The organism is Prevotella bivia DSM 20514 (genome assembly GCF_000262545.1).
GTDB lineage: Bacteria > Bacteroidota > Bacteroidia > Bacteroidales > Bacteroidaceae > Prevotella > Prevotella bivia.
This window is the reverse complement of the sequence record NZ_JH660660.1, coordinates 1,598,394-1,623,902: the sequence shown is the minus strand read 5'-3', so window position 1 is coordinate 1,623,902 and position 25,509 is coordinate 1,598,394. Positions and strand designations below refer to the sequence as shown.

20 protein-coding genes are annotated in these 25,509 nt (G+C 43.4%); 6 read left to right on the top strand and 14 right to left on the bottom strand.

Annotated features, from left to right (window positions below; all coding sequences use genetic code 11):
* Nucleotides 1-29: 29 nt before the first annotated feature.
* The 3 genes from dnaJ to PREBIDRAFT_RS09305 form a co-directional block, all read right to left on the bottom strand.
* Nucleotides 30-1,190 carry a molecular chaperone DnaJ gene (dnaJ, locus tag PREBIDRAFT_RS09315; RefSeq protein ID WP_004337400.1) on the bottom strand — a complete coding sequence of 387 codons (1,161 nt, stop codon included), beginning with the start codon at nt 1,188-1,190 and terminating at the stop codon, nt 30-32.
* Between the two features lie 160 nt (nt 1,191-1,350).
* A complete protein-coding gene (locus PREBIDRAFT_RS09310) occupies nt 1,351-1,941 on the bottom strand; it encodes a nucleotide exchange factor GrpE (RefSeq protein ID WP_004337397.1) in 591 nt (196 codons plus the stop codon).
* A gap of 296 nt (nt 1,942-2,237) precedes the next feature.
* Nucleotides 2,238-3,854 carry an ABC-F family ATP-binding cassette domain-containing protein gene (locus PREBIDRAFT_RS09305; RefSeq protein ID WP_004337396.1) on the bottom strand — a complete coding sequence of 539 codons (1,617 nt, stop codon included), beginning with the start codon at nt 3,852-3,854 and terminating at the stop codon, nt 2,238-2,240.
* 532 nt (nt 3,855-4,386) lie between these two features.
* Here PREBIDRAFT_RS09305 and PREBIDRAFT_RS09300 point away from each other — a divergent pair.
* The 3 genes from PREBIDRAFT_RS09300 to PREBIDRAFT_RS11600 all read left to right on the top strand — a co-directional run bounded on the left by PREBIDRAFT_RS09300 (nt 4,387) and on the right by PREBIDRAFT_RS11600 (nt 5,905).
* On the top strand, nt 4,387-4,617 hold the full coding sequence (locus PREBIDRAFT_RS09300; RefSeq protein WP_004337394.1) for a hypothetical protein: 231 nt from the start codon (nt 4,387-4,389) through the stop codon (nt 4,615-4,617).
* A 194-nt stretch (nt 4,618-4,811) separates the two neighbouring features.
* On the top strand, nt 4,812-5,705 hold the full coding sequence (locus PREBIDRAFT_RS09295) for an RluA family pseudouridine synthase (RefSeq protein WP_004337392.1): 894 nt from the start codon (nt 4,812-4,814) through the stop codon (nt 5,703-5,705).
* Between the two features lie 44 nt (nt 5,706-5,749).
* Entirely contained in the window at nt 5,750-5,905 is a 156-nt protein-coding gene (locus PREBIDRAFT_RS11600; protein WP_004337391.1) for a hypothetical protein, read from the top strand.
* Between the two features lie 94 nt (nt 5,906-5,999).
* On the opposite strand, the gene PREBIDRAFT_RS09290 is transcribed toward PREBIDRAFT_RS11600, so the two are convergent.
* The 3 genes from PREBIDRAFT_RS09290 to PREBIDRAFT_RS09280 all read right to left on the bottom strand — a co-directional run bounded on the left by PREBIDRAFT_RS09290 (nt 6,000) and on the right by PREBIDRAFT_RS09280 (nt 10,124).
* A complete protein-coding gene (locus tag PREBIDRAFT_RS09290) occupies nt 6,000-6,440 on the bottom strand; it encodes an RpiB/LacA/LacB family sugar-phosphate isomerase (protein ID WP_004337389.1) in 441 nt (146 codons plus the stop codon).
* Between the two features lie 69 nt (nt 6,441-6,509).
* A complete protein-coding gene (locus tag PREBIDRAFT_RS09285) occupies nt 6,510-8,528 on the bottom strand; it encodes a transketolase family protein (RefSeq protein WP_004339780.1) in 2,019 nt (672 codons plus the stop codon).
* Nucleotides 8,529-8,768: 240 nt separating this feature from the next.
* The gene (locus PREBIDRAFT_RS09280) at nt 8,769-10,124 is read right to left on the bottom strand and encodes an MATE family efflux transporter (RefSeq protein ID WP_004337385.1); all 1,356 of its coding nucleotides are present in this window, start codon (nt 10,122-10,124) and stop codon (nt 8,769-8,771) included.
* Between the two features lie 250 nt (nt 10,125-10,374).
* Here PREBIDRAFT_RS09280 and nhaA point away from each other — a divergent pair, with 250 nt between their 5' ends.
* Entirely contained in the window at nt 10,375-11,703 is a 1,329-nt protein-coding gene (nhaA, locus tag PREBIDRAFT_RS09275; RefSeq protein WP_004337383.1) for a Na+/H+ antiporter NhaA, read from the top strand.
* 647 nt (nt 11,704-12,350) lie between these two features.
* Here nhaA and PREBIDRAFT_RS09270 read toward each other — a convergent pair.
* Together PREBIDRAFT_RS09270 and pepT are read right to left on the bottom strand one after the other, a co-directional pair.
* Entirely contained in the window at nt 12,351-14,606 is a 2,256-nt protein-coding gene (locus PREBIDRAFT_RS09270; RefSeq protein WP_004337380.1) for a cation:proton antiporter domain-containing protein, read from the bottom strand.
* Nucleotides 14,607-14,791: 185 nt separating this feature from the next.
* Nucleotides 14,792-16,015, bottom strand: coding sequence for a peptidase T (gene pepT, locus PREBIDRAFT_RS09265; RefSeq protein WP_004337378.1), 1,224 nt, complete (start codon nt 16,013-16,015; stop codon nt 14,792-14,794).
* A 289-nt stretch (nt 16,016-16,304) separates the two neighbouring features.
* On the opposite strand from pepT, the gene PREBIDRAFT_RS09260 reads away from it, so the two are divergent.
* The gene (locus PREBIDRAFT_RS09260; protein WP_004339779.1) at nt 16,305-16,742 is read left to right on the top strand and encodes a hypothetical protein; all 438 of its coding nucleotides are present in this window, start codon (nt 16,305-16,307) and stop codon (nt 16,740-16,742) included.
* An 871-nt stretch (nt 16,743-17,613) separates the two neighbouring features.
* On the opposite strand, the gene guaA is transcribed toward PREBIDRAFT_RS09260, so the two are convergent.
* The 6 genes from guaA to dinB all read right to left on the bottom strand — a co-directional run bounded on the left by guaA (nt 17,614) and on the right by dinB (nt 24,133).
* A complete protein-coding gene (guaA, locus tag PREBIDRAFT_RS09255; RefSeq protein ID WP_004337377.1) occupies nt 17,614-19,158 on the bottom strand; it encodes a glutamine-hydrolyzing GMP synthase in 1,545 nt (514 codons plus the stop codon).
* 181 nt (nt 19,159-19,339) lie between these two features.
* Entirely contained in the window at nt 19,340-20,140 is an 801-nt protein-coding gene (locus PREBIDRAFT_RS09250) for a sugar phosphate nucleotidyltransferase (protein WP_004337376.1), read from the bottom strand.
* A 214-nt stretch (nt 20,141-20,354) separates the two neighbouring features.
* Nucleotides 20,355-21,800: a pyruvate kinase gene (pyk, locus tag PREBIDRAFT_RS09245; RefSeq protein WP_004337375.1), complete on the bottom strand. Its 1,446-nt coding sequence runs from the start codon at nt 21,798-21,800 to the stop codon at nt 20,355-20,357.
* Nucleotides 21,801-21,821: 21 nt separating this feature from the next.
* A complete protein-coding gene (locus PREBIDRAFT_RS11515) occupies nt 21,822-22,160 on the bottom strand; it encodes a hypothetical protein (RefSeq protein ID WP_004339778.1) in 339 nt (112 codons plus the stop codon).
* A gap of 18 nt (nt 22,161-22,178) precedes the next feature.
* Nucleotides 22,179-22,925 (bottom strand): hypothetical protein, encoded by a 747-nt coding sequence (locus PREBIDRAFT_RS09240; protein WP_004337374.1) that lies wholly within the window; start codon nt 22,923-22,925, stop codon nt 22,179-22,181.
* A gap of 122 nt (nt 22,926-23,047) precedes the next feature.
* A complete protein-coding gene (dinB, locus tag PREBIDRAFT_RS09235; RefSeq protein ID WP_004337373.1) occupies nt 23,048-24,133 on the bottom strand; it encodes a DNA polymerase IV in 1,086 nt (361 codons plus the stop codon).
* Between the two features lie 344 nt (nt 24,134-24,477).
* Between dinB and PREBIDRAFT_RS09230 the strand changes: the two genes are divergently transcribed.
* Complete coding sequence (locus PREBIDRAFT_RS09230; protein WP_004337371.1) at nt 24,478-25,434, top strand: hypothetical protein; 957 nt, start codon at nt 24,478-24,480, stop codon at nt 25,432-25,434.
* The last annotated feature ends 75 nt before the right edge of the window (nt 25,435-25,509 follow it).

Here is a 25,509-nt window from a genome sequence, read left to right as displayed (position 1 = left end):
TCTCTCAACTCTCAACTCTCTCACCTCGGTTAGCTAAACAGTTTCTTAAAGTTCTCAAAAATAGAGTGCTTAGTAGCTTTATCACCTTTGAAGTTGTCGCTATTGGCAAATTCCTCCATCGCTTTCTTCTCCGATTTGCTCAATTCCTTTGGAATATAAACGCTTACTTGTACGATCAAATCGCCCATGCCAGCGCCATAACCTTGCACAGCAGGCAAGCCCTTACCGCGCAATCGAAGCGTTTTACCAGGTTGAGTTCCTGGCTCTATCTTTATTTTTACGTTAGTACCCTCAATGGTAGGTATCTCCACCTGTCCTCCTAAGGTAGCGGTTGGAATGTCGAGCAATAGGTTATAAACGATGTTCTGACCATCGCGAATGAAGGTTTCGTTCTCTTCTTCCTCGATATACACCTGAATGTCGCCATTCACACCATTGCGCTTACCAGCGTTGCCCTTACCAGCCACATTCATCACCATGCCCTCGGCAACACCAGCGGGAATGTTTATCTCTACTACTTCCTCACCTTTCACAACACCATCGCCCCCGCAATGCTTACACTTGTTTTTGATGATAGTGCCTTCACCTCCACAAACGTGGCAAGGAGCTTGCGTTTGGATCATACCAAACATCGACTGTTGAGTGCGTATTTCCATACCCGATCCATTACAGTTAGGACAGGTTTCGGGCTGACTACCCCCTTCAGCACCTGTGCCATGGCAGTGATCGCATACCACATCTTTGCGCACCTTAAACTTCTTTGTAACGCCTGTAGCCACTTCTTGCAGTGATAGGCGCACTTTTAGGCGCATATCTGTGCCACGATAGCGCGCACGCTGACCGCCTCCGCCGAAGCCACCAAAGCCCCCACTTCTATGTCCACCGAACACATCGCCAAACATAGAGAAAATATCGTCTACAGAGAAGCCACCAGCTCCGAACGGACTACCGCCACCAAAGCCACCGCCCGGTGCATCGAAGCCAAACTGATCGTACTGCTGACGCTTCTGCTGATCGTGTAGCACATCGTAAGCCTCGGCAGCCTCCTTAAATTTCTCTTCTGCCTCGGCATCGTCAGGATTACGGTCGGGGTGATACTTTATAGCTAGTTTTCGGTAAGCCTTCTTTATTTCATCTTCAGAGGCATCTTTGCTTACACCAAGCACCTCATAGTAGTCTCTTTTTGCCATTTATTCTTCTTGTTCTTCTCAGTCTTGTTTTATTGATCATTACCTATCCTAGTTTTCCTAGTTTTCCTAGTATTTCTAGGTTTTCTAGTATTTCTAGTTTTCCTAGTATCCCTAGATAAAATTCTTAAATCTTAACTCTCAACTCTCAACTCTGAACCAATTATTGTCCTACAGCCACCTTTGCATGGCGTATTACCTTATCGTTGAGGGTGTAACCAGTTTGCACACAATCTATAACCTTACCCTTTTTGTCATCGCCCATACCGGGAACCATAGCAATAGCCTCGTGGTAATCCACATTGAAGTCGGCATCTTCGGTTTCAATCTTCTTCACACCGAGCTTCTCCAAGGTTTCAAAGAATTTTTTATAGATGAGGCTAAAGCCCTCTTTCACGGCAGTAGCATCATCGGTATTGTCAGCAATAGCACGTTCAAAATCGTCTAAAATAGGCAATACCGCACCAATTGTTTTCTCGCTACCGTTAAAGATTAGTTCTGTTTTTTCCTTTAAGGTGCGCTTCTTGTAGTTGTCAAATTCAGCCACCAAGCGGATATACTTATCCTTCCATTGTTCAGCCTCTAGCTGTGCTTTGGTTACAGGGTCAAGCTCTTCTTGCTGTGTTGCTTCCTGTTCGTTAGCGTTTTCTGTGTTAGCCTCTTGAGTTTCTTCCGTTTGCTCTTCAGTTTCACAGTTGATGTTTTCGATATTTTCTTCTTCCACGTTCATAGCGTTGTCGTGTTTCTTACTCATATTCTTATTACTTAAATTATTCGGAACAGCAAGGCTTTGTTAGAAGCGCTTGTGGTTCCGAATAGTTGTTTACAAATTATGTGCCAAAAGCGAGTTGAGAGCGAGTTGAGAGTGGAGTTTTGAGAGTGGAGTTTTTGAGAGTGGAGAGCTGCCCGTCCTAGTATTCCTAGTAGTTCTAGTACTCCTAGAAAAATAATTCTCAACTTTCAATTGATTAAAGAGGGACGGGCATCTCTCAACTCTCAACTCTCAACTCTCCACTCTCTCATCTCAACTCTCCACTCTCATCTCTCCCCTCAATACATTCCTGCGCGCTGTTCCTTTAGCTTTGCATCGTGTACATACTCATCGTAAGACATTAGCTTGTCGATAGTGCCTTTAGGCGTTAGTTCGATAACGCGATCGGCGATAGAGTTGATGAAAGCATGGTCGTGTGAACTGAAAAGGATATTTCCCTTAAAACCTATCAAGTTGTTGTTGAAAGCCTGAATACTTTCAAGGTCAAGGTGGTTGGTAGGTGTGTCAAGGATCAAGCAGTTAGCGTTCTGAAGCTGCATACGTGCAATCATACAACGCATCTTCTCACCTCCCGAAAGGATTTTTACTTGCTTCTCCACTTCCTCTTGCTTGAATAGCATTCTGCCTAAGAAGCCCTTCATAACCACCTCGTTGCCAGGCCCATATTGTGAAAGCCAGTCCACAAGGTTATATTCTGTTTCAAAGAAAGCCGTATTGTCCAATGGCAAATAAGCCGTTGTAATCGTTACGCCCCAATGATATTCACCACCGTCAGCCTTACGATTGCCGTTGATAATCTCGAAGAAAGCTGTCATCGCCTTTGGATTGTGCGATAGGAATACCACCTTCTGACCCTTCTCAATGTTAAGATCGATGTGGTCGAACAATACTGTTCCGTCCTCTTCCACAGCCTTCAAGTCCTTTACCTCAAGGATCTGATTACCCGGCTCGCGTTCCATTTGGAAGATGATACCTGGATATTTACGGCTAGAAGGGCGAATTTCTTCTATATTCAAACGCTCCAACATCTTTTTACGCGATGTGGTTTGCTTACTCTTAGCCACATTGGCAGAGAAGCGACGGATAAATTCCTCCAACTGCTTCTTCTTTTCTTCCGCCTTCATCTTTTGGTTTTGAGCCTGACGAAGTGCCAACTGTGAACTCTCATACCAGAACGAATAGTTACCAGCAAAGACGGTTACCTTACCAAAGTCGATATCAATAGTCTGTGTACTTACTGTGTCAAGGAAGTGGCGGTCGTGCGATACTACGAGCACCGTTTGGTTGTCATCAATCTCAGCCAAATAATCCTCTAGCCACTCCACGGTTTCAAGGTCGAGGTCATTGGTAGGTTCGTCGAGCAACAAATTCTCTGGTTTACCAAACAACGCTCTTGCCAACATCACGCGCACTTTCTCATTATTAGAAAGTTCTGCCATCTGTTTGCTGTGCATAGCCTCGCTAACACCAAGGTTTTGTAGCAATTGTGCAGCCTCGCTTTCAGCTTCCCAGCCGTTCATCTCAGCAAACTTTAGTTCCAAATCGGCAGCACGATTGCCATCTTCTTCAGTCATTTCTGGTTTAGCGTAAAGCTCCTCACGCTCTTTCATGTTAGCCCATAGCTTGCTATGACCCATAAGAACGGTGTCCATAACGTTAAACGCATCGTATTTAAAGTGATCCTGTTCCAACACCGAGAGACGCTCGCCCGGTCCTAGTTCTATCGTTCCTTTATTTGGCTCAAGATCGCCTGAAATAGCTCTTAACAATGTTGATTTACCCGCACCATTTGCGCCAATAACACCGTAAATGTTGCCACGAGTAAAGGTGATATTTACGTCCTTGTATAGTACTCTCTTACCAAACTGGATCGCAATATTCGATAATGTAATCATTCTTTGTTTTGTCTAAATGCTTATTACTTAATAATTTGGGTGCAAAGGTACGGTTTTTATTCCTATCAGCCAAGTATCTCTGCTTATATAGTATTAGTAATTTATATTATGTTGCTTTAATGGTTGGAATAATAATATTAGGCTTGGCAACCTTACTAGGTAGGTTTAAAGTGCCGTACATATTAAACGACTGAATAGTTGGATTTCATCCTTCTATTTCGTAAGATGTTAAAATTTCATTAACAAAGAAAGAAGTTTCTGTTACGCGTATTTAAAAAAACATTTTATGGTTAGAAAAATGTCCTTTTTCTTTGGTTAGATATTTTGTTTTTGCTAACTTTGAAACAAGATATAAAGCTAACGGATATGAAAGGACTCAAAAGGCTCAATGCTTGGATAAAAATTCCGTTAAGAACGTTTTCGTTAAGCCAAATGAGCAGAACCGAGCTTGCTCGAGTTATGCCATGGCGAGAAAACGAAGGATGAAATACAACGAATTATACTAAACCGAAATTTATATATACTTATCGCTATGTTAGAGAAATTGATTGATATGTACCACTTCTTAAAGGATCGCTCAAAATTCGATCCTAGTAACTATTTTGTATATGTTACCGAGGCTTGTCTTGCAATAACACTCGTTTTAGTGCTATTGGAACCAGTCGAAAAAACACCTTTGTTTTGGATCATTACCCTAGCCGCTTTCTCATTGATAGAAGTGTTTATGTTTTATCATGCAGGCGAATTAGGAAAGAAAAATTGAAGCCCTTGTAAAAGGCTGATAATAAATGTGTTGTAAAACATAACCTTTTGCCGAGTAAAAGGTTATGTTTTACAAGGTGAAAGGTAATCTTTTGTGGAGCAAAAGGTTGCCTTTTACTTTTTCTTCTCTCTTTATTATCAACTAAAACTATCCCAACCTAATATCAGTAGCTATTTTTTTCTTACCTTTGCAATATGATAAAGCAGGTAAATCCATATATGCAAGACAAATACGACCGTATGGTGGTGAAGGACGAAAAGCCTTTGCTAGCGTGGTTGTTGGCAAACGTTGGTGAGACGAAAAGTAAGGTGAAAGCCACACTCAAGAACCGAGGTATTAAGGTGAATGGGAAGATTGTAACCCAGTTTGATCATCAGCTAAAGATTGGCGACAAAATTGCGATTAGTAAGAGCAAGAAGAACGACCAATTTAAGAGCCGATACGTGAAACTCGTTTATGAGGATAAATACCTCGTGGTGGTGGAGAAAAATGTGGGTATCCTCTCTATGGGAGCAGGGCATGCCTCGCTGAATGTGAAGAAAGTGCTCGACGACTATTTTCATAAAACCAAGCAAAACTGTACGGCTCATGTGGTGCATCGGCTCGACCGCGATACCTCTGGCTTAATGATCTATGCTAAGGATATGCAAACGGAGCAACTGTTGGAACACGATTGGCATAACATAGTGTACGATCGTCGGTATATTGCTGTGTTGAGCGGTGAGATGGCAGACGATGAGGGTACGATAGCCAATTGGCTGAAGGACAACAAGTCGTATATTACCTACAGTTCGCCTGTGGATAATGGCGGAAAATATGCCGTAACCCATTTCTTTACCATCGACCGCACGGTAAACCATTCGCTCGTGGAGTTTAAGCTAGAAACGGGGCGTAAGAACCAAATTCGTGTTCACGCTGCCGATATGGGGCATCCTGTGTGTGGCGACATTAAGTATGGTAATGGCGATGATCCTATAGGTCGCCTCTGCCTACATGCCTTCCTCCTTTGTTTTTATCACCCTGTAACCCATGAGCGTATGGAGTTTGAAACGCCCGTCCCGCCTATGTTCCGTCATTTGTTTAAGTAAGGGAGAATGGCGCATTTGTTTAAGTTTTAAAAAGTATTTTCATTATGGAGAATTTAGAATATTTCATAGCCTTAATCGTAGTATTCGTTATTGGCGTTATCTTAATAAAGAAGATCACGGGTTGCATCTTCCGCATCATCGTGGGACTTATCATGCTTGGTGTAGGCTATTGGGCTTTGCGTATGCTGGAAGTTTTATAGAAATTCTCAATTCTCAATTATAAAAGGGATATATCCTCGAAAGAATATATCCCTTTAATTGTTTTCATTGCGTAGGCTTTGCCAACAGCAATTGTTATTTTAATGCGATCTTTTCGACACGACGCTCATGGCGACCACCCTCAAACGTAGCCTTTAGGAAAGTATCGAGAATTGTGGCTGCTGTCTTGTTGTCGATGAAACGACCAGGAAGAACAATAGCATTTGCATCGTTATGCTGGCGAATAAGTCCGGCAACATCCTTGTTCCAAGCCAAGCCAGCACGAACCCCTTGATGCTTATTCAGGGTCATTGCCATTCCTTCGCCACTACCACAGATAGCAATAGCAGGATAAATCTCGCCTTTTTCTAATGCTTCTGCCAATGGATGGGCATAGTCGGGATAGTCGCAACTTAAATCGCTATTACAACCAAAGTCTTTGTAAGCATACTTGTGTTCTTCCAAATACTGAATAACGAACTCCTTTAGTGGGAAACCTGCGTGATCGCAAGCCACTCCGATAGTCTTTATTTCCATAAGCTATGAGGTTATTACGAACCCCCTCGAGGTGCTTATTCGTCCCCCGAGGTGTTCAGGTTATAAATATTACTTAGAAATATATTTCTTTACTTCGTTGAAGATATTCTCTGGTGTGAAGCCTAGCTTCTCGTCTAACACCTTGAAAGGAGCTGAGAAACCAAAGCTTGGCAAGCCATATACTCTACCTTCCGCACCTACTAAGCCCTCTAGGGTTACAGGCAAACCAGCGGTAAGACCGAAGATCTTAGCTCCCTTTGGAAGTACTTGTTCTTGGTATTCCTTGCTCTGACGGCGGAACAGCCCTTCTGATGGTACGCTTACTATGCGCACTTTGTAACCCGCTTTGCGGAGAGGTTCGGCTGCTTCGACAAGTGTAGATACTTCTGATCCGCTAGCAAGGAGGATCACATCAAACTGCTCGTCAGAACCCTTTACGATGTAAGCACCTTTGCGCACTTCTTCGTAGTTGTTGCCCTCTGGTAGGCTCTTGATGTTTTGGCGAGAGAGAATGAGTGCGGTAGGTGTTTCCATATTCTCCATTGCCATTTGCCAACATACGGTAGTGGCATCGCTATCGGCAGGGCGGAATACGCGTACGCTATCCTTACCAGCATGGTTTTGAAGCTTTTCCATTAGGCGGATTTGTGCTTCGTGTTCTACTGGCTCATGGGTAGGACCGTCTTCACCAACACGGAAAGCATCATGGCTCCAAATAAATTTCACAGGTACTTGCATCAAAGCAGCCATACGAACAGCAGGCTTCATATAGTCGGAGAATACAAAGAAAGTACCCATTGCTGTGATCACACCGCCATGAAGCATCATACCTATACACATACAGCCCATAGCGAGTTCGGATACACCAGCTTGGAAGAAAGCTCCACTGAAATCGCCACGTGTGAGCGAGTGGGTCTTATTAAGGAAGCCATCGGTTTTGTCAGAGTTGCTAAGGTCGGCCGATGCCACGATCATATTAGGCACTTGTTCTGCCAATACCCCTAAGCAGGCTGCCGAAGCGTTACGAGAAGGGATGTCGCGCTTTTGCTGTAGTCGGCTCCAATCAATCTTTGGAGCTTTCTCAGCGAACCATTCGTCCATCTGTGCGGCGAGGGTAGGGTTAGCCTTTCTCCAAGCCTCTTCCTCTGCATGGCGCTTTGCTACGATGGTGCGAAGTTCTGCTTTGCGATCGTCGTATAGCTTCTGAACATCATCGAATACCACGAAAGGATCGTCGGGGTTACCCCCTAAGTTCTTAACCGTGTTGATATAGGCATCGGTTCCGAAAGGAGCACCGTGCGTTTTTACGCTACCTTCATAGCTAGAACCATCGGCTTGCTTGCCACCCTTAGCCATAATGGTATTACCAATGATCAGCGTTGGGCGTTCTGTTTCTTGGTTAGCAGCGATGAGTGCTTCACGAATTTCGTCTACATCGTTGCCATTGATTGTTAATACATTCCAGTTGTATGAGCGATAGCGCATAGCTGTATCTTCGCAAGACACTGCGCCACAAGCGGTGGATAGCTGCACATCGTTAGCATCATAGAACATAATAAGGTTGTTCAAACCTAGATTGCCTGCCAATCGTCCCACCTCTGCGCTGATGCCTTCCTGAATGCCACCGTCAGAGATGTAAGCATAGATCTTATGCTGCATCATAGTGTTAGACAAGCGAGCTGCTAAGAACTTTTCAGCCACAGCCGCACCAGCAGCGTAAGCGTGTCCTTGTCCTAATGGTCCAGACGAGTTTTCTACGCCGTGGATTAAGTCGCGTTCTGGATGCCCCGGAGTTATTGATCCCCATTGGCGGAACTGTTTGATATCCTCAATGGTGAATTTTCCTTGTAGTGTGAGAGCAGAGTAGAGCATCGGCGACATGTGTCCCGGATCCAAATAAAAACGATCTCTGCCTGCCCAAAGTGGCTGGTCGGGATCGTATACAAGGAATTCCGAGAAGAGAACATTGATAAAGTCAGCACCACCCATCGCTCCACCCGGGTGTCCTGATTTAGCATTCTCTACCATTGACACTGATAAAATTCTGATGTTGTCCGCAGCACGGTTCATCAACTCTTTGCAATTCATAATAGCGTTGATTTAAATTTTTACTTTTTGCAAATATATAGAAAAAAACAGATAAAACAAAAGTGAAACATCTTTTTTCTGAGAAAAAGACCTTGCTTTGATATTTTTGTGTTGAGACTAGTGTTTTTTTTCTAGGTATTCTAGCTTTTCTAGGTATTCTAGCTTTTCTAGGAATACTAGTAACACTAGCTAAATCTCTCAACTCTCAACTCTCAACTCTCAACTCTCATCTCTCATCTCTCAACTCTCCACTCTCTCACCTCTCTTCATTCCCTTTCTGAAGTAATAATAAAATAGTACTCCTGCCAATGTTAGGGCGATAGGGAAAGCCGCCCAAATGCCGATGATGCCGTAGCCCATTACAATGCCAAGAAGGTAAGATACGGACAGGGAGGTAACGAAATAAGAAACGAAAGCTACACCCATAAGGGGTTTTACATAGCCAATACCTCGGAGCGCATTGGCATAGTTGGCTTGCATTCCGTCGCCAAACTGATAGATCATAAAGGGTATTACCATTAGGGCTACAAGCTGTTGCACCTCGATGTTATCGGTAAACAGTGATCCGATAATATGGCGACAAAAGAAAATAGGGACGCAGGTGATAAAGGCAAGCAAAAAGATAAGGTGTAATCCTGCACGCGAATTGATCCAAACGGTGTTCCAATCCTTACGACCTGCAAAGTTGCTTGTGCGCACGGCTACTGCTGAGGCTAGTCCGTAGTAAATCATATAGCCTAGTTGGGAAATCGTTAGCATTACCTGATGGGCTGCAAGCGCAATTGTTCCGATCCAGCCTACCATGATGCTTGAAAGGCTAAAAGCTGCCGACTCCATGCCCATTTGTAGCGACAGTGGCCACCCGAGGGCGTTCTGTTCCTTAAAATCGGTCTTCGACAATTTGCCTGTTCGCCATCCCTTGGCATATACCTTATAACGCTTGTGAGCCGCAAAGAGGAGTACGAGTGCTATCGTCATCATGATGCGTGAGCAGAGCGTAGAAATTCCGGCACCATTAAGCCCTAGTTCAGGCATGCCAAAGTGTCCATAGATAAGCACCCAGTTGCCAAAGATATTCATCACGTTTCCGCCCATAATAATCCACATGGGTGTTTTGGTATCGGTTATTCCGTCGAAGAATTGTTTGAAAGTATTAAACCAGCATACGAAAGGCAACGAAGCATATTGTATAAGGTAATAGTCTTGAATGAGTGGTATTAGCTCTTTGGGCTGTCCTAAGTGGTGGATATTAAGGTATAAAACGCCCATTACCGTCATAAAGATGATGCCTGCTACGGTGTTAGCGGCTACGGCATTCTTCATCACTTCTCCGATGCGCTCACCCTTTCCCTGACCGTATAGCTTGCCCACGATGGGTGTGATGGCATACGAAAAGCCGAGCGACATGAGGATAGCGAGTGCAAAGACATTGTTGACAAAGGCAGCAGCAGCTAGTTCTTTTGTGCTGTGATGTCCTATCATAAGGGTGTCGGTAAAGGCCAAAATGATATTGCCAAGCTGTCCTATGATGATAGGAACACCTAGAAAAGTAAGATTTTTATAATGTGAAGCGTAAGCTGAAAAATGGTATGCCATATTTTTTCTTATTCTGTTTTATGTAAAGCTAATTTACCGCTTTAAGTATTATCTTGATGGAAAGAAAGCGGTTTGCAAAATGCAAAGGTATGAAAAAACGCCTATTAAAGATTATAAAAAGGTGTAAAATAGCTTTATGAATATGTCGTAAGCAACGATTTTTATTGTAAGAACATAACGTTTGTATTAACTTTGCAAACTCAACGATATAGAAAAGCGGTGTTAAAAAAACTCCTAAAAAACAATTATTATGGATACATTTAATAGAAAAATATTCTTGCCAGCTATGCAATTCATGCGACAAGAAAAGTCGGGTGGCATTGTGTTGGCTGTTGCTGTAGTGATAGCCCTTGCCCTAGCCAATTCGCCTTGGCATGAGAATTTTGCCCATTTCTTCGAGCATCATTTGGGTTTTGTTGTAGATAGTACGCCTTATTTTAATTTCTCTATTGCACATTGGATCAACGACGGACTTATGTCGCTCTTCTTCTTTGTGGTGGGATTGGAATTGAAACGTGAGTTTATTGGTGGCGAACTGCGCGATATTCGTAAGGTAGTCTTACCTGTTGGTGCTGCCATTATGGGTATGCTTGTGCCTGCGGGTATCTTCTTAGCACTCAATTTTGGCACAGAAGTATCGGGTGGTTGGGGTATCCCAATGGCTACCGATATAGCCTTTGCGCTAGCCTTAGTATATATGTTAGGCGACAGAGTGCCGCTCTCGGCAAAAGTTTTCCTTACCACCCTTGCCATTGTCGACGACTTAGGGTCGGTTATTGTCATAGCCCTTTTCTATACCTCTAATATCTCTGTGTCGAGTATTGCGGTGGGGGTGGCTTTTCTTTTAATAATGTTTATCGCCAACAAAATGGGTGTTAAGAGCGTTTTGTTTTATGGTATGCTAGGTGTTTGCGGTGTGTGGACGGCTTTCCTCATGTCGGGCATTCATGCAACGATTGCTGCGGTGTTAGCAGCTTTTATGATCCCTGCCGACTCGAAGATCCCTGAAGCCACTTTTATTGCTCGTATGCGCCGCCAGCTTCGCCTCTTTGAAAAGGCGGATAGCAATGATGTACGCACGCTGGAGCATGAACAGGTGGAAATCATTGCACAAGTAAAGTCGGAAGCTATCAATGCGCTTCCACCTCTTCAGCGACTAGAACACGGTATGCATCCCTTTGTGTCGTTTGTCATTATGCCCATTTTTGCTTTAGCCAATGCTGGCGTAAACTTTGTGGAAATGGATATGGCAAGTATCTTTTCAAATAATGTAGCCCTTGGTGTTATGCTTGGTTTGCTATTAGGCAAACCTATTGGTGTAGTGGCATCGGTATGGATATTAGTAAAGTTGGGGATCGGTAAGCGTTCGGCTTCTATGACATGGCGGCGTTTCATAGGGTTAGGGTTCTTAGCTTCTATAGGTTTTACCATGTCTATGTTTGTAACTTCTTTAGCTTTTACCGATCCAGTCCTCCACGTACAAGCCAAAGTAGGTATCTTTGCTGCCTCTATCTTGGGAGGAGTAATAGGCTATCGACTATTAAAAACGGAGCCTGCTAAACCTGCTATGGGTGAATAATCTAAAACTTGCGATTTTTCGACTACTATCTTTCTTTGCAAAGAAAAATAGTTGCGAAAGGGATTGATATAAGTCAAAAAGCGTGGTATTACTGAAAAAATTTCATCAAAATGCTTGTGTGTGTGCGGAAACAGTATTACCTTTGCATCGTAAAAATAAAGAAATAGATTGTTTAGGTTAGTAGTAATAGATTTAGGTTTTTAGTTATTTAGTTTAAGGTAAGAACAAAAGCGATTGTTCAGGATTACAAAAATAGGTTTAGTTTAGGTTATAAAAGATTGATAAAGATGAAGGATAACAGTTGATGCAAGATTTTGGGGAGCACCGTGAGGTGTGAACCATAAATCAAGCTTCAAAACAAAAAGAATTTAGATTTTTGTTTACAAAATAGGAAGCAGTATTGATAAATGTCGATACTGCTTCCTATCTTTTTATGATACTAGAGCTTATCAAGTTGAGAGTTGAGAGAGTTGAGAGTTGAGAGATGAGAGAGGTGTGAGAGTTGAGAATTTTTCTCAGGGAGTACTAGAAATACTAGGAATACTAGGAAAACTAGGAATACTAGAAGTTCTAGGAAAACTAGAAATACTAGGATGGGTAATTCTCAACTCTCAACTCTCAAAACTCTAACCTCTCTCACCTCTCTCTCAACTGGATACGATTTTTTTCAAATTTTTCTCTTCGCCCACTATCCACAGCACATCGTCAACGGCAAGGGTAGCATAGGGATTGATGAGTGTCAGCTTTTGTTGTCCTTGTTCAATACCTACTACCATACAGTTATAGTTTTCGCGAATACCGCTCTCTTGTATGCTTTTACCCACAAGAGGACTGCTGGCAGTAAGCACTATTTGGCGAAGCTTCATTTCACGCTTCTCTATTTCTACATCTTCTTTTACAAGTTCATGCTGTGCAGCAGAAGAAAATTTTGTGAGCTGTTCATCATCTCCAATTACTTCTATCCTATCGTTAGGGAAGATAATGGTGCTTCCACCGGGAATGTTAATGCGTCTGCTACCACGAAGAATACTACTCACATGTACTCCAAAGCGTGTGCGAAGCTCCAAGCTGCGGAGCGATTTCCCTGCCCATGCCGATGCTTCTGGCACCTCAATGGTACTTATGTGTATATCACGATCGAGCAAGTCGGTAGCAAAGAGTGGTTTGCTTTCTCCCCTCATTTGTGCCTGAATTTCACGGCTACGAAGATTTTGCACAAACAATCGTTCGAGCGAAATACTACGATCCTTCAAGGTGCGTGATATGACGACTAGTGCAAGAAAGCCCAAAGCTGCAGCAATGATAAGCGCATCGCGGAAACGTGAGAGGTAATTGATAACGTAAAATACAAACCCCATTGCCACAAAGCCACGAATAACGATAGTGCCTAGAAGGGGAAGGCGGTTGAGGCGGTTGCGTGTCCATAGGGTGCGAAAGGCTTCCGAGTGATTTTTCTTCATCACTATCGACTGTAAGAAAGGACTAATGAGGGCTAAGGTAGCCACGCCACACACTGCATTGCCTAGCCAATGGGTGCCTATCCACTCAACGGATAGTTGCCTACAAATAGGTAATACTACCGAGAACATAAGGGCTATAACAGCAGCCGATAAAATGCCATATACAATAGTGTTGGCAATCATTGCACGAACAAGGCTGCGCCAATAGTTTTCGTTGATAGGGTTGTAGGGTGGGGCTGCTTGAATATGCTCTAAACGACGTACCCAATGTTTAGGGAGTATGCGTGTGAGCGTGCTATAAGCAGGTTCGGCGGCACGTATCATATAAGGTGTTAGGAAGGTGGTAACTACCGAAACGGCTACCATTACAGGATAGAGAAAGTCGCCAATAACATGGAGCGATTGACCTAAAGAGGCGATAATAAATGCAAATTCGCCCACTTGTGCCATAGAGAAGCTACAGCGCATGGCTGTTTTAAGGGGCTGTCCGCTTAGGAAATAGCCCAATGTGCCAAAGATAGCTTGTCCTAAGAGGACGGTTAGGGTGAGCAGCAAGATAGGGAGTGCATACTTTACAAGGATATGCGGATCGACCAACATACCTACAGAAACAAAGAAAATAGCTCCAAACAAGTTTTTTACAGGCTCCACTAAGCGTTCTATGCGCTCTGCTTCAATGGTTTCGGCAAGAATACTACCCATTACAAAAGCTCCGAAAGCGGCACTAAAGCCCACTTCTGTAGATACTACAGCCATAAAGCAGCACAACCCGAGGGCTACTATCAAGAGGGTTTCGTTGTTGAGGTGTTGGCGTACAGAGCGCAGAATAAGGGGAATAGCAAAAAGACCAATAACAAACCATAGGACGATAAAAAAGCCTATCTTCATTACGCTATTTATAATCTGCCCACCACTAAGGCTATCACCAGCGGCAATGGTGCTCAGCATTACCATCATAATAATGGATAAGATGTCTTCAAGAATAAGCACACTCATCACAACGGTAGCAAACTTGTTTTGCGTAAGCCCCATATCAGTGAAGGCTTTATAGATAATGGTGGTGGAGCTACTTATTGCTATCATCCCGGCAAGAAAGATGCAGTCCATCTCTGCCCAGCCAAAGAAGCGTCCTGCAATAAAGCCTAAATTCCCCATTGAGAACACGATGATAAGACTAGATATAATAGGTGAAATACCCATTTTGAGGATTTTCTTAACAGAAAATTCTAACCCTAGGGAGAATAATAAGAAGATCACTCCGATGTCTGCCCATGTTTGTATATTGGCTTTGTCAAGCACACTCATGGTGTAGGGCATGTGGGGTGATACAATGAAGCCTGCCACAATATACCCCAATACTAGGGGTTGTTTCAGCTTTTTAAATACAATCGTTACAAAGGCTGCAACGATAAGAATAAGAGCGAGATCGGATATTAAAGACACTTTGAGAATTGAGAGGTGAGAGATGAGAGATGAGTGTTGAGAGTTGAGAGCTGAGAGTTGAGAGTTGAGAGTTGAGAGTTGAGAGCTGAGAGCGTTGAGCGTCCTAGAGGTGCTAGTAATGCTAGGGTTTCTAGTGTTCCTAGTATTCCTAGTATTCTTAGCGCTCTAGCTTCTTTTGAGGGTGCTTAGCTATTATAATCGGCTGTTAATCGGCAAAGATTTACAATTACCTCCATAGCTTTTTTCATCACTTGGATAGACACAAACTCGTGGGGGCCATGAAAATTAACACCACCAGCGAAGATGTTAGGACATGGAAGCCCCTTAAAAGAGAGTTGGGCGCCATCGGTTCCACCACGAATGGGCTGTACCTTAGGGGCTACCCCTGCTTCTTGCATTGCTTGGATAACAAGGTCAATGACGTGCATATTAGGATCTATCTTTTCCTTCATATTATAGTATTGGTCGTTGAGCTTTAGCTCTACAGTGCCTTCGCCATACTTCTCATTCATCTGCTTAACACATGTCGCTATAAAGTCTTTGCGTGCTTCAAACTTTTGGCGGTCATGGTCGCGGATAAGGTAGCTGAGCTTAGCCTCTTCGCAGCGACTCTCGATACCCAATAAGTGGTAGAAACCCTGATAGCCTTCGGTAGTTTCTGGAAGCTCATCGGTAGGGATCATAGCCTGAAACTCGCAAGCCAACACGCTGGCATTGATCATCTTGCCCTTAGCATATCCCGTATGAACACTTCTGCCATAAATTACAAGCTTGGCAGCAGCAGCGTTGAAGTTCTCAAACTCTAGCTCTCCGAGGTCGCCACCGTCAATGGTGTATCCCCATTCGCAGCCAAACTTCTCCACATTAAAGTGGTGGGCACCCATACCTATTTCTTCATCAGGATTGAAGCCTACACGGATATCGCCATGCTCTATCTCTGAATGATCGCGAAGGTAGCACATAGCCTGAACAATCTCGGCAATACCTGCTTTGTCGTCGGCACCAAGGAGGGTAGTGCCATCGGTTACGATTAAGTCCTCGCCCTTATGGTCTAAAAGCTCTGGAAAGCGAGAAGGCGATGATACAAGATGCTCATTGAGCTGAATATCGCCACCATCATAGTTTTCCACAATGCGCGCTTTGATATTGGCACCGCTAGCATCAAGGGCAGTGTCGTAATGAGCTATAAAGCCAATAGTAGGGATTTTCTTTTTGCTGTTTGAAGGCAGGGTGGCATAGATGTAACCCATTTCGTCCATCTCCACATCTTTCAAACCTTCTTTTTCTAATTCTTCTTTTAAATATTTAGCAAAAATCAATTGCTTAGATGTGCTAGGTACGGTTTCCGACTCGTCAGCCGACTGTGTATCAAACTTAGTGTAGTTGATAAACCTTTCTTGTATTTCCATATTTTATGTTTTAAGTTGTTGTTCGTGTTAAATGAAGTAAATACGCATAATAAGCCCACTTCAACTACAAAGATAAGAATAAAAAAGAAGAATATCTATTTTATTTTAGAATGTTTATAATTGTGTAATTACTCGTTGTAATTTTATATAAAAGTGAAGAAAGGCATTTGCAATGTTATTCAATTATAAATATTACGCAATATTGCCACAGCAATGACAAAACCTTTTACCTTTACTTCCGCAATTGCATTTAATATATTAGTTTTTTAAACATTTAAACATTTAAACGATGAAATTATTAACATTTGTAACATTAACACTGTTTTATGTTGGGGCAAGTAAAGCTTCTGCCCAAGTAAGTAATCCTACAGCACCTAGTGATACTATTGTAGTAAGCGATAGTATTCCTACTCAAAAAGAGGAGCCTACAAGTGATAGTATTCCTGCAAAAGACTATAGCTTAATATCGTATAATATGGCAAACTATCTACAAAGAGATACAGTGATTACTACCGACTCTGTACCAAATACAGATAGTATTCCTAAGTATGAAAGAGGAATTATGATAGAACACTCTATTTGCAATGAAGCAAAGAGCCTTGCAGGGGTAGTAAACGAACGCTTTGTTTTAAAGGGTGTGCAAGTAGGAAAAGGGAATATGCCTATCATATTATTCAAAGATTATGACCAAGCTTTAGTAGAGGACTTAAAGCTGTATAATACATAAATTTTATGAGGCTTCTTGTAAAGGCAACTTCTACAAAACGCTATTTATTCCCAAATAGTATGATTGGTATTGATAAATAAAGCTCTTCAAAATCATTTTTTTGTTAGAGTTTTGTGGGAGTTTCATAAAAATCATATAATTCTAAGCCTTCCCATTAGTATCTAAAGCGATACATGGGGGGGCTTTTTTGTGTGGAGATGATGCAAGATAGCAATACTCTAAAGTGCGATAAGCCGATTATATTTTTGGGGGAATATTTTATTCTTACTTAGGAATAAATTGCTATATCCTTGTATGGCTGAAGCTATTTTTAGCAGAATTTTTATGCAAACCTTATTAAGACAGGAGGATCATACTATAAAAAAACCTTGACTGATATCTCATCACCCAAGGTATAAATACTAAAACTAAATTAACCACTAAAAAAACTTTTACAAAGATACACTTATTACTCAACATTCGCAAGAAATATTGTATATTTTTCTTTGCGTTTAACATTGTTTTACGGTATGTATACTGTATATCCACCTTTTTACTAGAGTTTTGTCCGTTTTCACGGTTTTAGTAAGTATATACAACCCATGTATATTTATAGGGAAAAGAAAAATATATTTTTAATTGGTAAACCAAAATGTTTAACTTTTGCTTTGCAACTATAGAACTTATCCAAAGGGGTAAAAAAATCCAATATTTTTTCTGATGTATTCATTATCGTACTTCAAAAATATGTTTTGGAATAATTACTTATAATTTGTAACAAATACAAAATAAAACGACAAAAAAGAAGCCATATTTACCCTTAAAGTGGGGATAAATATGGCTTTGAAAAAAGTTTTGTTTGAAATTGTTACAAACTAAAATGTGCTTTTTATTATTCCCATTCGATAGTCGAAGGTGGTTTTGATGAGATGTCATAGCAAACGCGGTTCACTCCCTTTACCTTACGAATGATTTCGTTAGATACTTCAGCCAAGAAGTCGTAAGGCAGATGCGCCCAATCGGCTGTCATAGCATCGGTAGAGGTAACAGCACGGAGAGCCACAGGATGCTCGTAGGTACGCTCATCGCCCATTACGCCCACCGAGCGAATGGTCGACAATAATACCGTGCCTGCCTGCCATACATGGTCGTAAAGGCGTGAGCCGTCTTGCATAATATAATCGTGCATCTTCTCAATGTAGATGTCGTCGGCATCTTGAAGAATGCGCACTTTCTCGCGTGTTATATCGCCAAGGATACGCACAGCCAAGCCGGGACCGGGGAAGGGATGACGCTTGATGAGGCGTTCTGGCATACCCATAGAATAGCCCACACGGCGCACCTCGTCCTTAAAGAGCCATTGCAAGGGTTCGCATAGCTGTAGGTGCATTTCTTCGGGAAGCCCGCCCACATTGTGGTGGCTCTTAATAACCATACCTGTGATGCTTAGACTTTCAATGCGGTCAGGATAGATAGTACCCTGTGCAAGCCATTTAGCATCGGTAATCTTCTTAGCCTCGGCATTGAATACCTCTACAAAGTCGCGACCTATGATCTTACGCTTTTGCTCTGGATCGGTAACGCCTTCAAGATCTTTGAAGAACTTTTCTGAAGCATCTACACCTATCACGTTTAAGCCCAAACCTTTGTAAGCCTCCATAACCTTCTCAAACTCGTTCTTGCGCAACATACCATGATCGACAAAGATACAAGTAAGGTTTTTGCCGATCGCCTTATTTAATAAGGTGGCGCATACAGATGAGTCGACACCGCCCGACAAACCGAGGATAACACGATCGTTGCCCAATTGCTTTTTCAAGTCGTCTACCGTACTTTCAACAAACGAAGCTGCGCTCCATTCCTGCTTACTGCCACAGATGTCTACTACAAAGTTCTTCAATAATTGGAAGCCCTGCAATGAGTGGTACACCTCTGGGTGGAACTGAACAGCCCACACAGGGTGAGTGGTAGAGGCGTAAGCAGCAAACTTTACATCGTTGGTAGAAGCGATGATTTCGCAATCGGAAGGAATGGCCGTGATGGTATCACCATGCGACATCCATACCTGTGAGTGCTGTTCGAAGCCTTTAAAGAGTGGGTTCTCGGTGTTGACGGTAGCCAAGTTGGCACGACCATACTCGCGTGTACCCGTCTGTTCCACTTTGCCACCACCCGTGTGTGAAATGTATTGCGCACCGTAGCAGATGCCAAGCACTGGTATTTTTCCTACAAACTGGCTGAGATCCACCTTGAAAGCCTCTGGGTCGTGTACCGAATAAGGCGATCCTGAAAGGATCACACCGATGACCGATGGGTCGTCTTTAGGAAACTTGTTGTAAGGAAGGATTTCGCAGAAGGTGTCCAACTCGCGCACACGGCGTCCGATGAGTTGGGTGGTCTGTGAACCGAAGTCCAAAATGATAATCTTTTGCTGCATATATTTTTGTTGTTTTACTTTATTTTTTTCTTTATGGATAGCTAGGGACACTAGAAATACTAGGGACACTAGGAATACTAGAAACCCTAGGAATACTAGAAACCCTAGCATTACCAGCACCGCCAGGACGGGCAACTCTCAACTCTCAACTCTCAACTCTCTTACCTCTCTCACCTCTCTCTCACCTCTCTCTCAATTGAACAAACGCTTCCGCCTCCTTTAGCGATCCTATTTTTCCCACATCCATGAGCTTTAAGTCGCGTTTCACCTCGCCTTGGAAGTTGAGCTTTTTACAATGTCGGAGGTAGAAATCTATGATAGGAAACACCTCGCCCTCCTCTTCCTGCATCGTTTTTAGTGCCGAGGGCGCAATGGCGTGAATGCCTGAGAAAGCATAAAGATGATACCCATGCTGAAGGGCGTGCGGGTTGGTCTCCGATGGTACTTCAAACCGCAAGCCCTGAAGCGCAGCGTATGGCGACTTCACTTCGCCTGTGCTTACGTTTGTCCACCCCATGAGGCGCATCCCTTCAGAAAAGATGAGGTAGCGCTGTGTGGTGCGCGCACTCACCAAAAGGAGCGCATCGGTGGCTGTTGTAGTGCTATTGTTGGCAGTGGCGTGATAGTAGAAGCTAGCCAAATCGACATTGCTTAGTATGTCCACATTGTGTATCAGCACCGGATCGTCCTGCTTAAAAAGCGAAGCAGCTCGCTTAATACCACCACCAGTATCAAGGAGCTGCTCTGTTTCGTCGGAAATATCGATGCTTATGCCGTAGCTGTTTGTTTGTAGGTAATCTATTATCTGCTCGGAAAAGTGATGTACATTCACCACGATATGGCTTGCTCCTGCCTCCTTTAGTCGCATGATAACCCTATCTAACAATGGTCGCTCACCCACCTTAACCAATGCTTTGGGCATGGTGTCGGTAAGAGGTTTTAGGCGGGTTCCTAATCCCGCTGCAAATATCATTGCCTGCATCGTAAATGTTGAGTTTTAAAGTGTTTGCAAAGATACTAATTTTAAGCGAGAGTGGAAAATTAATAATCCCAAAATAAAAAGGTCATCTTTTGCCGAGCAAAATATGACCTTTTAGTTACTAAAACATCACCTTTTACCCTGCAAAAGGTGATGTTTTAAAAAGCGTTTATATGTTTTTGTATATCAGCGAGATATGCGATTGCTGCGCATTGTCCTATTTTTCGCTCATAGTGTTGTGAAACTTATAGTTGGGATCGAACACCTGCTTGAGGGTGTTAATCTCTAAGAAGTTGGTACCACCACCGTTGGTAATATAGCCAGCAAGGTAAGCGATCTTATCTTCTAGTTTGATATAGCCCTTTTGGCGCATCATACGCACAGCCGCCATAAACATGTGTTCGTTGTCGGTATGGTTAGCGAGGTGTACAGGAAGCACGCCATAGCTAAGGTTTAGCAAGCGTTGAATTTTGTCATTGTAGCACATTGCTAGCACAGGGTGAGGGCCGCGGAACGAAGCCAAATGGCGTGCTGTGGCACCAGAAGCACTATCGGTAATGATACATTTCACACCCACCTGCTCGGTAGCCATAATGGCACTCTTAGCAAGAAACTCGCGTTGGCTCTTTGTATTGCTCAATGGTACGTCGATATAGCCACGCTTGTGGTTGTCTTTTTCGGCTGTTTCGGCTATGCGTGCCATTGTTTGTACTGCCTCCAGTGGATACTTTCCGCTAGCTGTTTCACCACTCAGCATCAAGGCGTCCGTGTAGCTATAGATAGCGTTAGCAATATCGGTTACCTCGGCACGTGTAGGACGTGGGTTCTCTATCATGGTGTGAAGCATCTGTGTAGCCACAATGACAGGCTTTTGCTTGAGGATACATTTCATAATAATGTCGCGCTGAATACCTGGTATTTGCTCGATAGGCACCTCTATACCAAGGTCGCCACGTGCTATCATAATGCCGTAAGAAGCATCTATAATATCGTCGATATTGTCGACACCTTCTTGGTTTTCTATCTTTGAAATAATCTTAATTTCCGAATGGTGTGCATCAAGAATATCCTGAACTGCTTTCACATCGGCAGCCGAGCGTACGAAAGAGTGGGCGATAAAGTCGATGTCTTCGTCGATAGCGAGCTGGATATTTACTTTGTCCTTTTCGGTCAAAGCGGGTAGGTCGATGTGTACCCCTGGCACGTTTACACTTTTGTGTGAACCTAGTTTGCCGTCGTTTTGTACCTCTACAACGACCTCGTTATCAGCTATTTCGGTTACGAGCATATCTAGCACGCCGTCGTCGAACAATATGTGGTTGCCCACCTTTACATCAATGGCAAAGTTAGGGTACGACACATTGATGACATCGTGGGTGGTATCAGCGTTAGGGTTGCCAATGATTTTTACCACTTCGCCCACCTTATAGTCGATAGGATTGTCGCAACCTGTTGTGCGCATCTCTGGTCCTTTGGTGTCGATAAGCAGTGCGAGCTTCGGCGATACCGCACGTGTGTTGCGCACAATCTGTCGAATGCCGTCAGCACTAGCATGGGCCGTGTTCATTCTAACAACATTCATACCTGCAAAAAACAATTTACGTAGGAAATCTACCTCGCAGCGGCGGTCGCTAATAGAGCATACTATCTTGGTTTGTTTCATATCTTGTTACTGTTATTATTGTTATTGTGAAATTGCTGAAAAAATAAAATATAATATCGTTGCCCCTATTAGTAATATTGCCATAAGGATTGTAAAAACGATGGTTACCTTTACGCCTAAGCTTCTTTGAGTGGGCTTGCAGTGTGGTGGAGCTGCCGAAGGTGGGACGGATTGATGCGGTGTGGCTGGTTGTGGTTGCTCGTGTGGTGGTGCTATAGCTTCTTCGGGCGATGCTGCACTAGGGGTGGCTACGATGAGTTGGTTGCTGCAATAAGGACATTTACACCTTAATGTTTCGCCTCCTTCCGACTCGATGGCAAACTTTTTATGGCAGTGTTTGCATAAGATTTCATACTGCATGTTCCCTCCTTTTTGTTGTTATTTTACATCATCTATCATCACCTGACCGTGGTCGATCACCACTTTTATCTGTCTAAATTCCGTTTCACCTCCTTGGGATAACCGCACCCGATACCAATTGTCCGATATGGGAGTTACGGTAAGGTTACGAATTAGCTCTGCTTCGTTGGGCGATTGGTTCATCATACCAAACAGAGCCCACCACATTTGCCACGCATCGCCTTCGTTGTATTGCGTTTCCGAAGCTACTAGTTGGCGGCAATAGCCTGTGAGGTATTTGTCATAATAGGTGGGATCGCCATACGGAATGATGGCTTTCTGATAGAAATCGGCTAAAAAGCGGCATACACGCTGTTGCTGTTCTTGCTTTTGTTCTTCAGCCGCTTGTGCTGCTTCTTCTTGTGCGCGGATGCGCATAAGCGAGTCTTGGTGTGCCTTGCGTTGTGCTGCAAGTTCTTGGCGAGCCACTTCTTGCATATTGCGCCATTGGGTAAAGGCATAAAAAGCTCCACCCCCAATAATTAAAACAAGTAGCAGGGCGATGAGTAGCTTTAGTCCTGTGCCCGACGATTGTTTTTGGCGGATAGGGCGTTGAGGGGGTATTTGCTCAGGCTGAGCAGGCGTATGAACAGGCTGTGCCACAATGGGTAGGCTCGCTAAGAGCTGTTGGGCGCAGTAAGGGCAAGTGCAATGAACTTCTTTACCACTCTCTCCGTCGATAAAGAAATTCTTTCCGCATTTATTGCATATTACCTGATATTGCATTGCCTCGCTTTTTTCTGCAAATTTACTGAAAAAGTTTCAGACAACGAAATATTTAGATCGCAAAAGAAGTCAAAATGGGTCGTACACCGCCTAAAGCGTTTGTTCTCTTTGTTTGCTGGCGATTATTCTTTAAAATCTAGTTCTCCTTCCACCCAAATAGGTTTGTCCGAATGGTGTCCTTCTTCATCGGTGGGCGAGGAAACAGAGAGTCCCATTAAGCGAATGGGACGCTGTTTGTATTCAGTGGAGTGGAGCAATTGCTTTGCTAGGGGCAGAATGTCGTCTTTGGTGCGTAAGGGCTTGTTTTGCGAAATGCTGCGGGTAATCTGTGTTGTGGCGTCCCATTTTATCTTTAATGTGAGCGTATGCCCCTCGAAGTGGGCGCGCTCCAATCGTTCCACGAGTTTTAAAACAATGTGATACAGATTGATGATGATTTTCGACTCGATGTGGATGTCTTCCAAAAAGGTTTGTTCGCAGCCCACCGACTTGCGTTCTCTTTCCACAATAACGGGACGATGGTCGATGCCTCGGCAGAAGTCGTAGTAAGTGTTGCCTACTTTTCCAAACACTTCAACGAGGTGTCGGCGCGACACATTGCGGAGCTGTTCGCCTGTAAAAATACCCATAAAGTGCATCTTTTCAGCAGTTTTCGCCCCCACACCCCAAAACTTTTCTATGGGAAGCGTGGCTATAAAGTCGAGTGCTTTTGTAGGGTGGACAAGAAACATACCGTTTGGCTTGCGCATATCGGAGGCTATTTTGGCTAAAAACTTGTTATAGCTAATGCCTGCCGAGGCGGTGAGCTGGGTGCGCTCGAAGATTTTTTGCTTTATTTCTTTTGCTATATCGGTGGCAAGTTCCAAGCCTTTTTTGTTTTCAGTAACATCTAAAAAAGCTTCATCGAGCGATATTGGTTCTATGATGTCAGTATATTCATGGAACACCTCGTGGATTTGTGCTGATACTTCTTTATAAGCATCGAAGTGCGGATATACTATATTAAGGTGGGGACATAATCGTTTTGCCTGCGCAATGGGCTGTGCCGAGTGTACACCAAACTTGCGTGCTTCATAGCTAGCAGTAGAGACGACACCACGAGCGCCATCGAAGCCCACCGCTACAGGTTTGCCTCGAAGTTCGGGATTGTCGCGCTGCTCCACTGAAGCAAAGAACGCATCCATGTCGATGTGGATAATCTTAGACAATTGAGAGTTGAGAGTTGAGAGTTGAGAGTTGAGAGATGAGAGTTGAGAGTTAAGAGTTGAGGGTTGAGAGTTGAGAGTTAAGAGTTGCCCATTCTAGTATTCCTAGTATTCCTAGTCTCTCTAGTCTCTCTAGTATCTCTAGTATTCCTAGTATTCCTAGTCTCTCTAGTTATCTACAAAGATAACAAACCTTTAGGGAAAATCCTCCTCAAGTTAGGGAAAATCCTTTTGGTAGCCATTACTTTCTTTGTTTCTTTGCAATGTGAAATCATAGGAAAAGCTTTTGATAATCTTTCCGCTGACGATCACAACAGACGAAAAAGAAAAATAAAGAGCAGACGATTATGAAGAAAATATTTCTTTCGCTGATAGCAATGTTAGTATTGACATTATCAGCAAACGCAATGAGCTATGAGCAGGCTCGCCAACAAGCGTTGTTCTTGACCGATAAGATGGCTTACGAGCTAAATCTGACAGAGGAACAATATCAAGCTGCTTACGAGATAAACCTCGATTATCTGATGAGTGTAAATACGGTAGACGATTTATACGGTGTATATTGGGCGCAACGCAATGCCGACCTGAGCTACATTCTCCTAGATTGGCAGTATAATAGCTACTTAGATGCAATGTACTTCTATCGTCCGCTATCATTCAGAGGTGGCTATTGGCGCTTCGGCATATATGCTAGGTATCCACGAAGAGATTATTATTACTTTGAATGCCCTGTGTATTATGCCACTTATAGAGGCTCGCACAGTTGGAGGTACAATGGTGGACGAAGTTGGTACGAAGGCAGACGCTTTGTGCGTCGTAATTATCAGCGGGGATACTTCGGAATGAGAGATGCTTTCCAACGTAATAACGGAGAGTTCTATGGCTATAATGGCGATGCAAGTAACTATCAGTCCGACTATCAGAGAAATCGAGGTCGTGTCTATGGTGGACAAACACGCTCACAGTTTGAGCGTAACCGTGGGTTCGGATCGCGTGAAAGTTCTACACGCACCACTGTTCAGCGTCCAAGCGCTGGATTTGGTAGCTTTGGTGGCGCAACACGCTCTACTCCGAGTACCACCTATTCTCGCCCATCCAACTCAAGTTCTTCTTTCGGAAGTGGCTCGTTTGGAGGTCATAGAGGCGGAACTTTCAACGGAACGCCAAGTACTAGCTCCTCATTTCGTGGCGGATCGTTTGGCGGCGCAAATCGTGGATCGTTCAGTGGTAGCACTCCAACCACTAGAAGTGGCGGAACGTTTGGCGGTAGTCAAAACCGAGGTTCTTTCGGAGGACACCGATAATAAGAACGTTTTCGTTATGCCATGGCGAGAAAACGAAGGATGAAATCCAACTTTTGTAAAACAACGACATAGGAT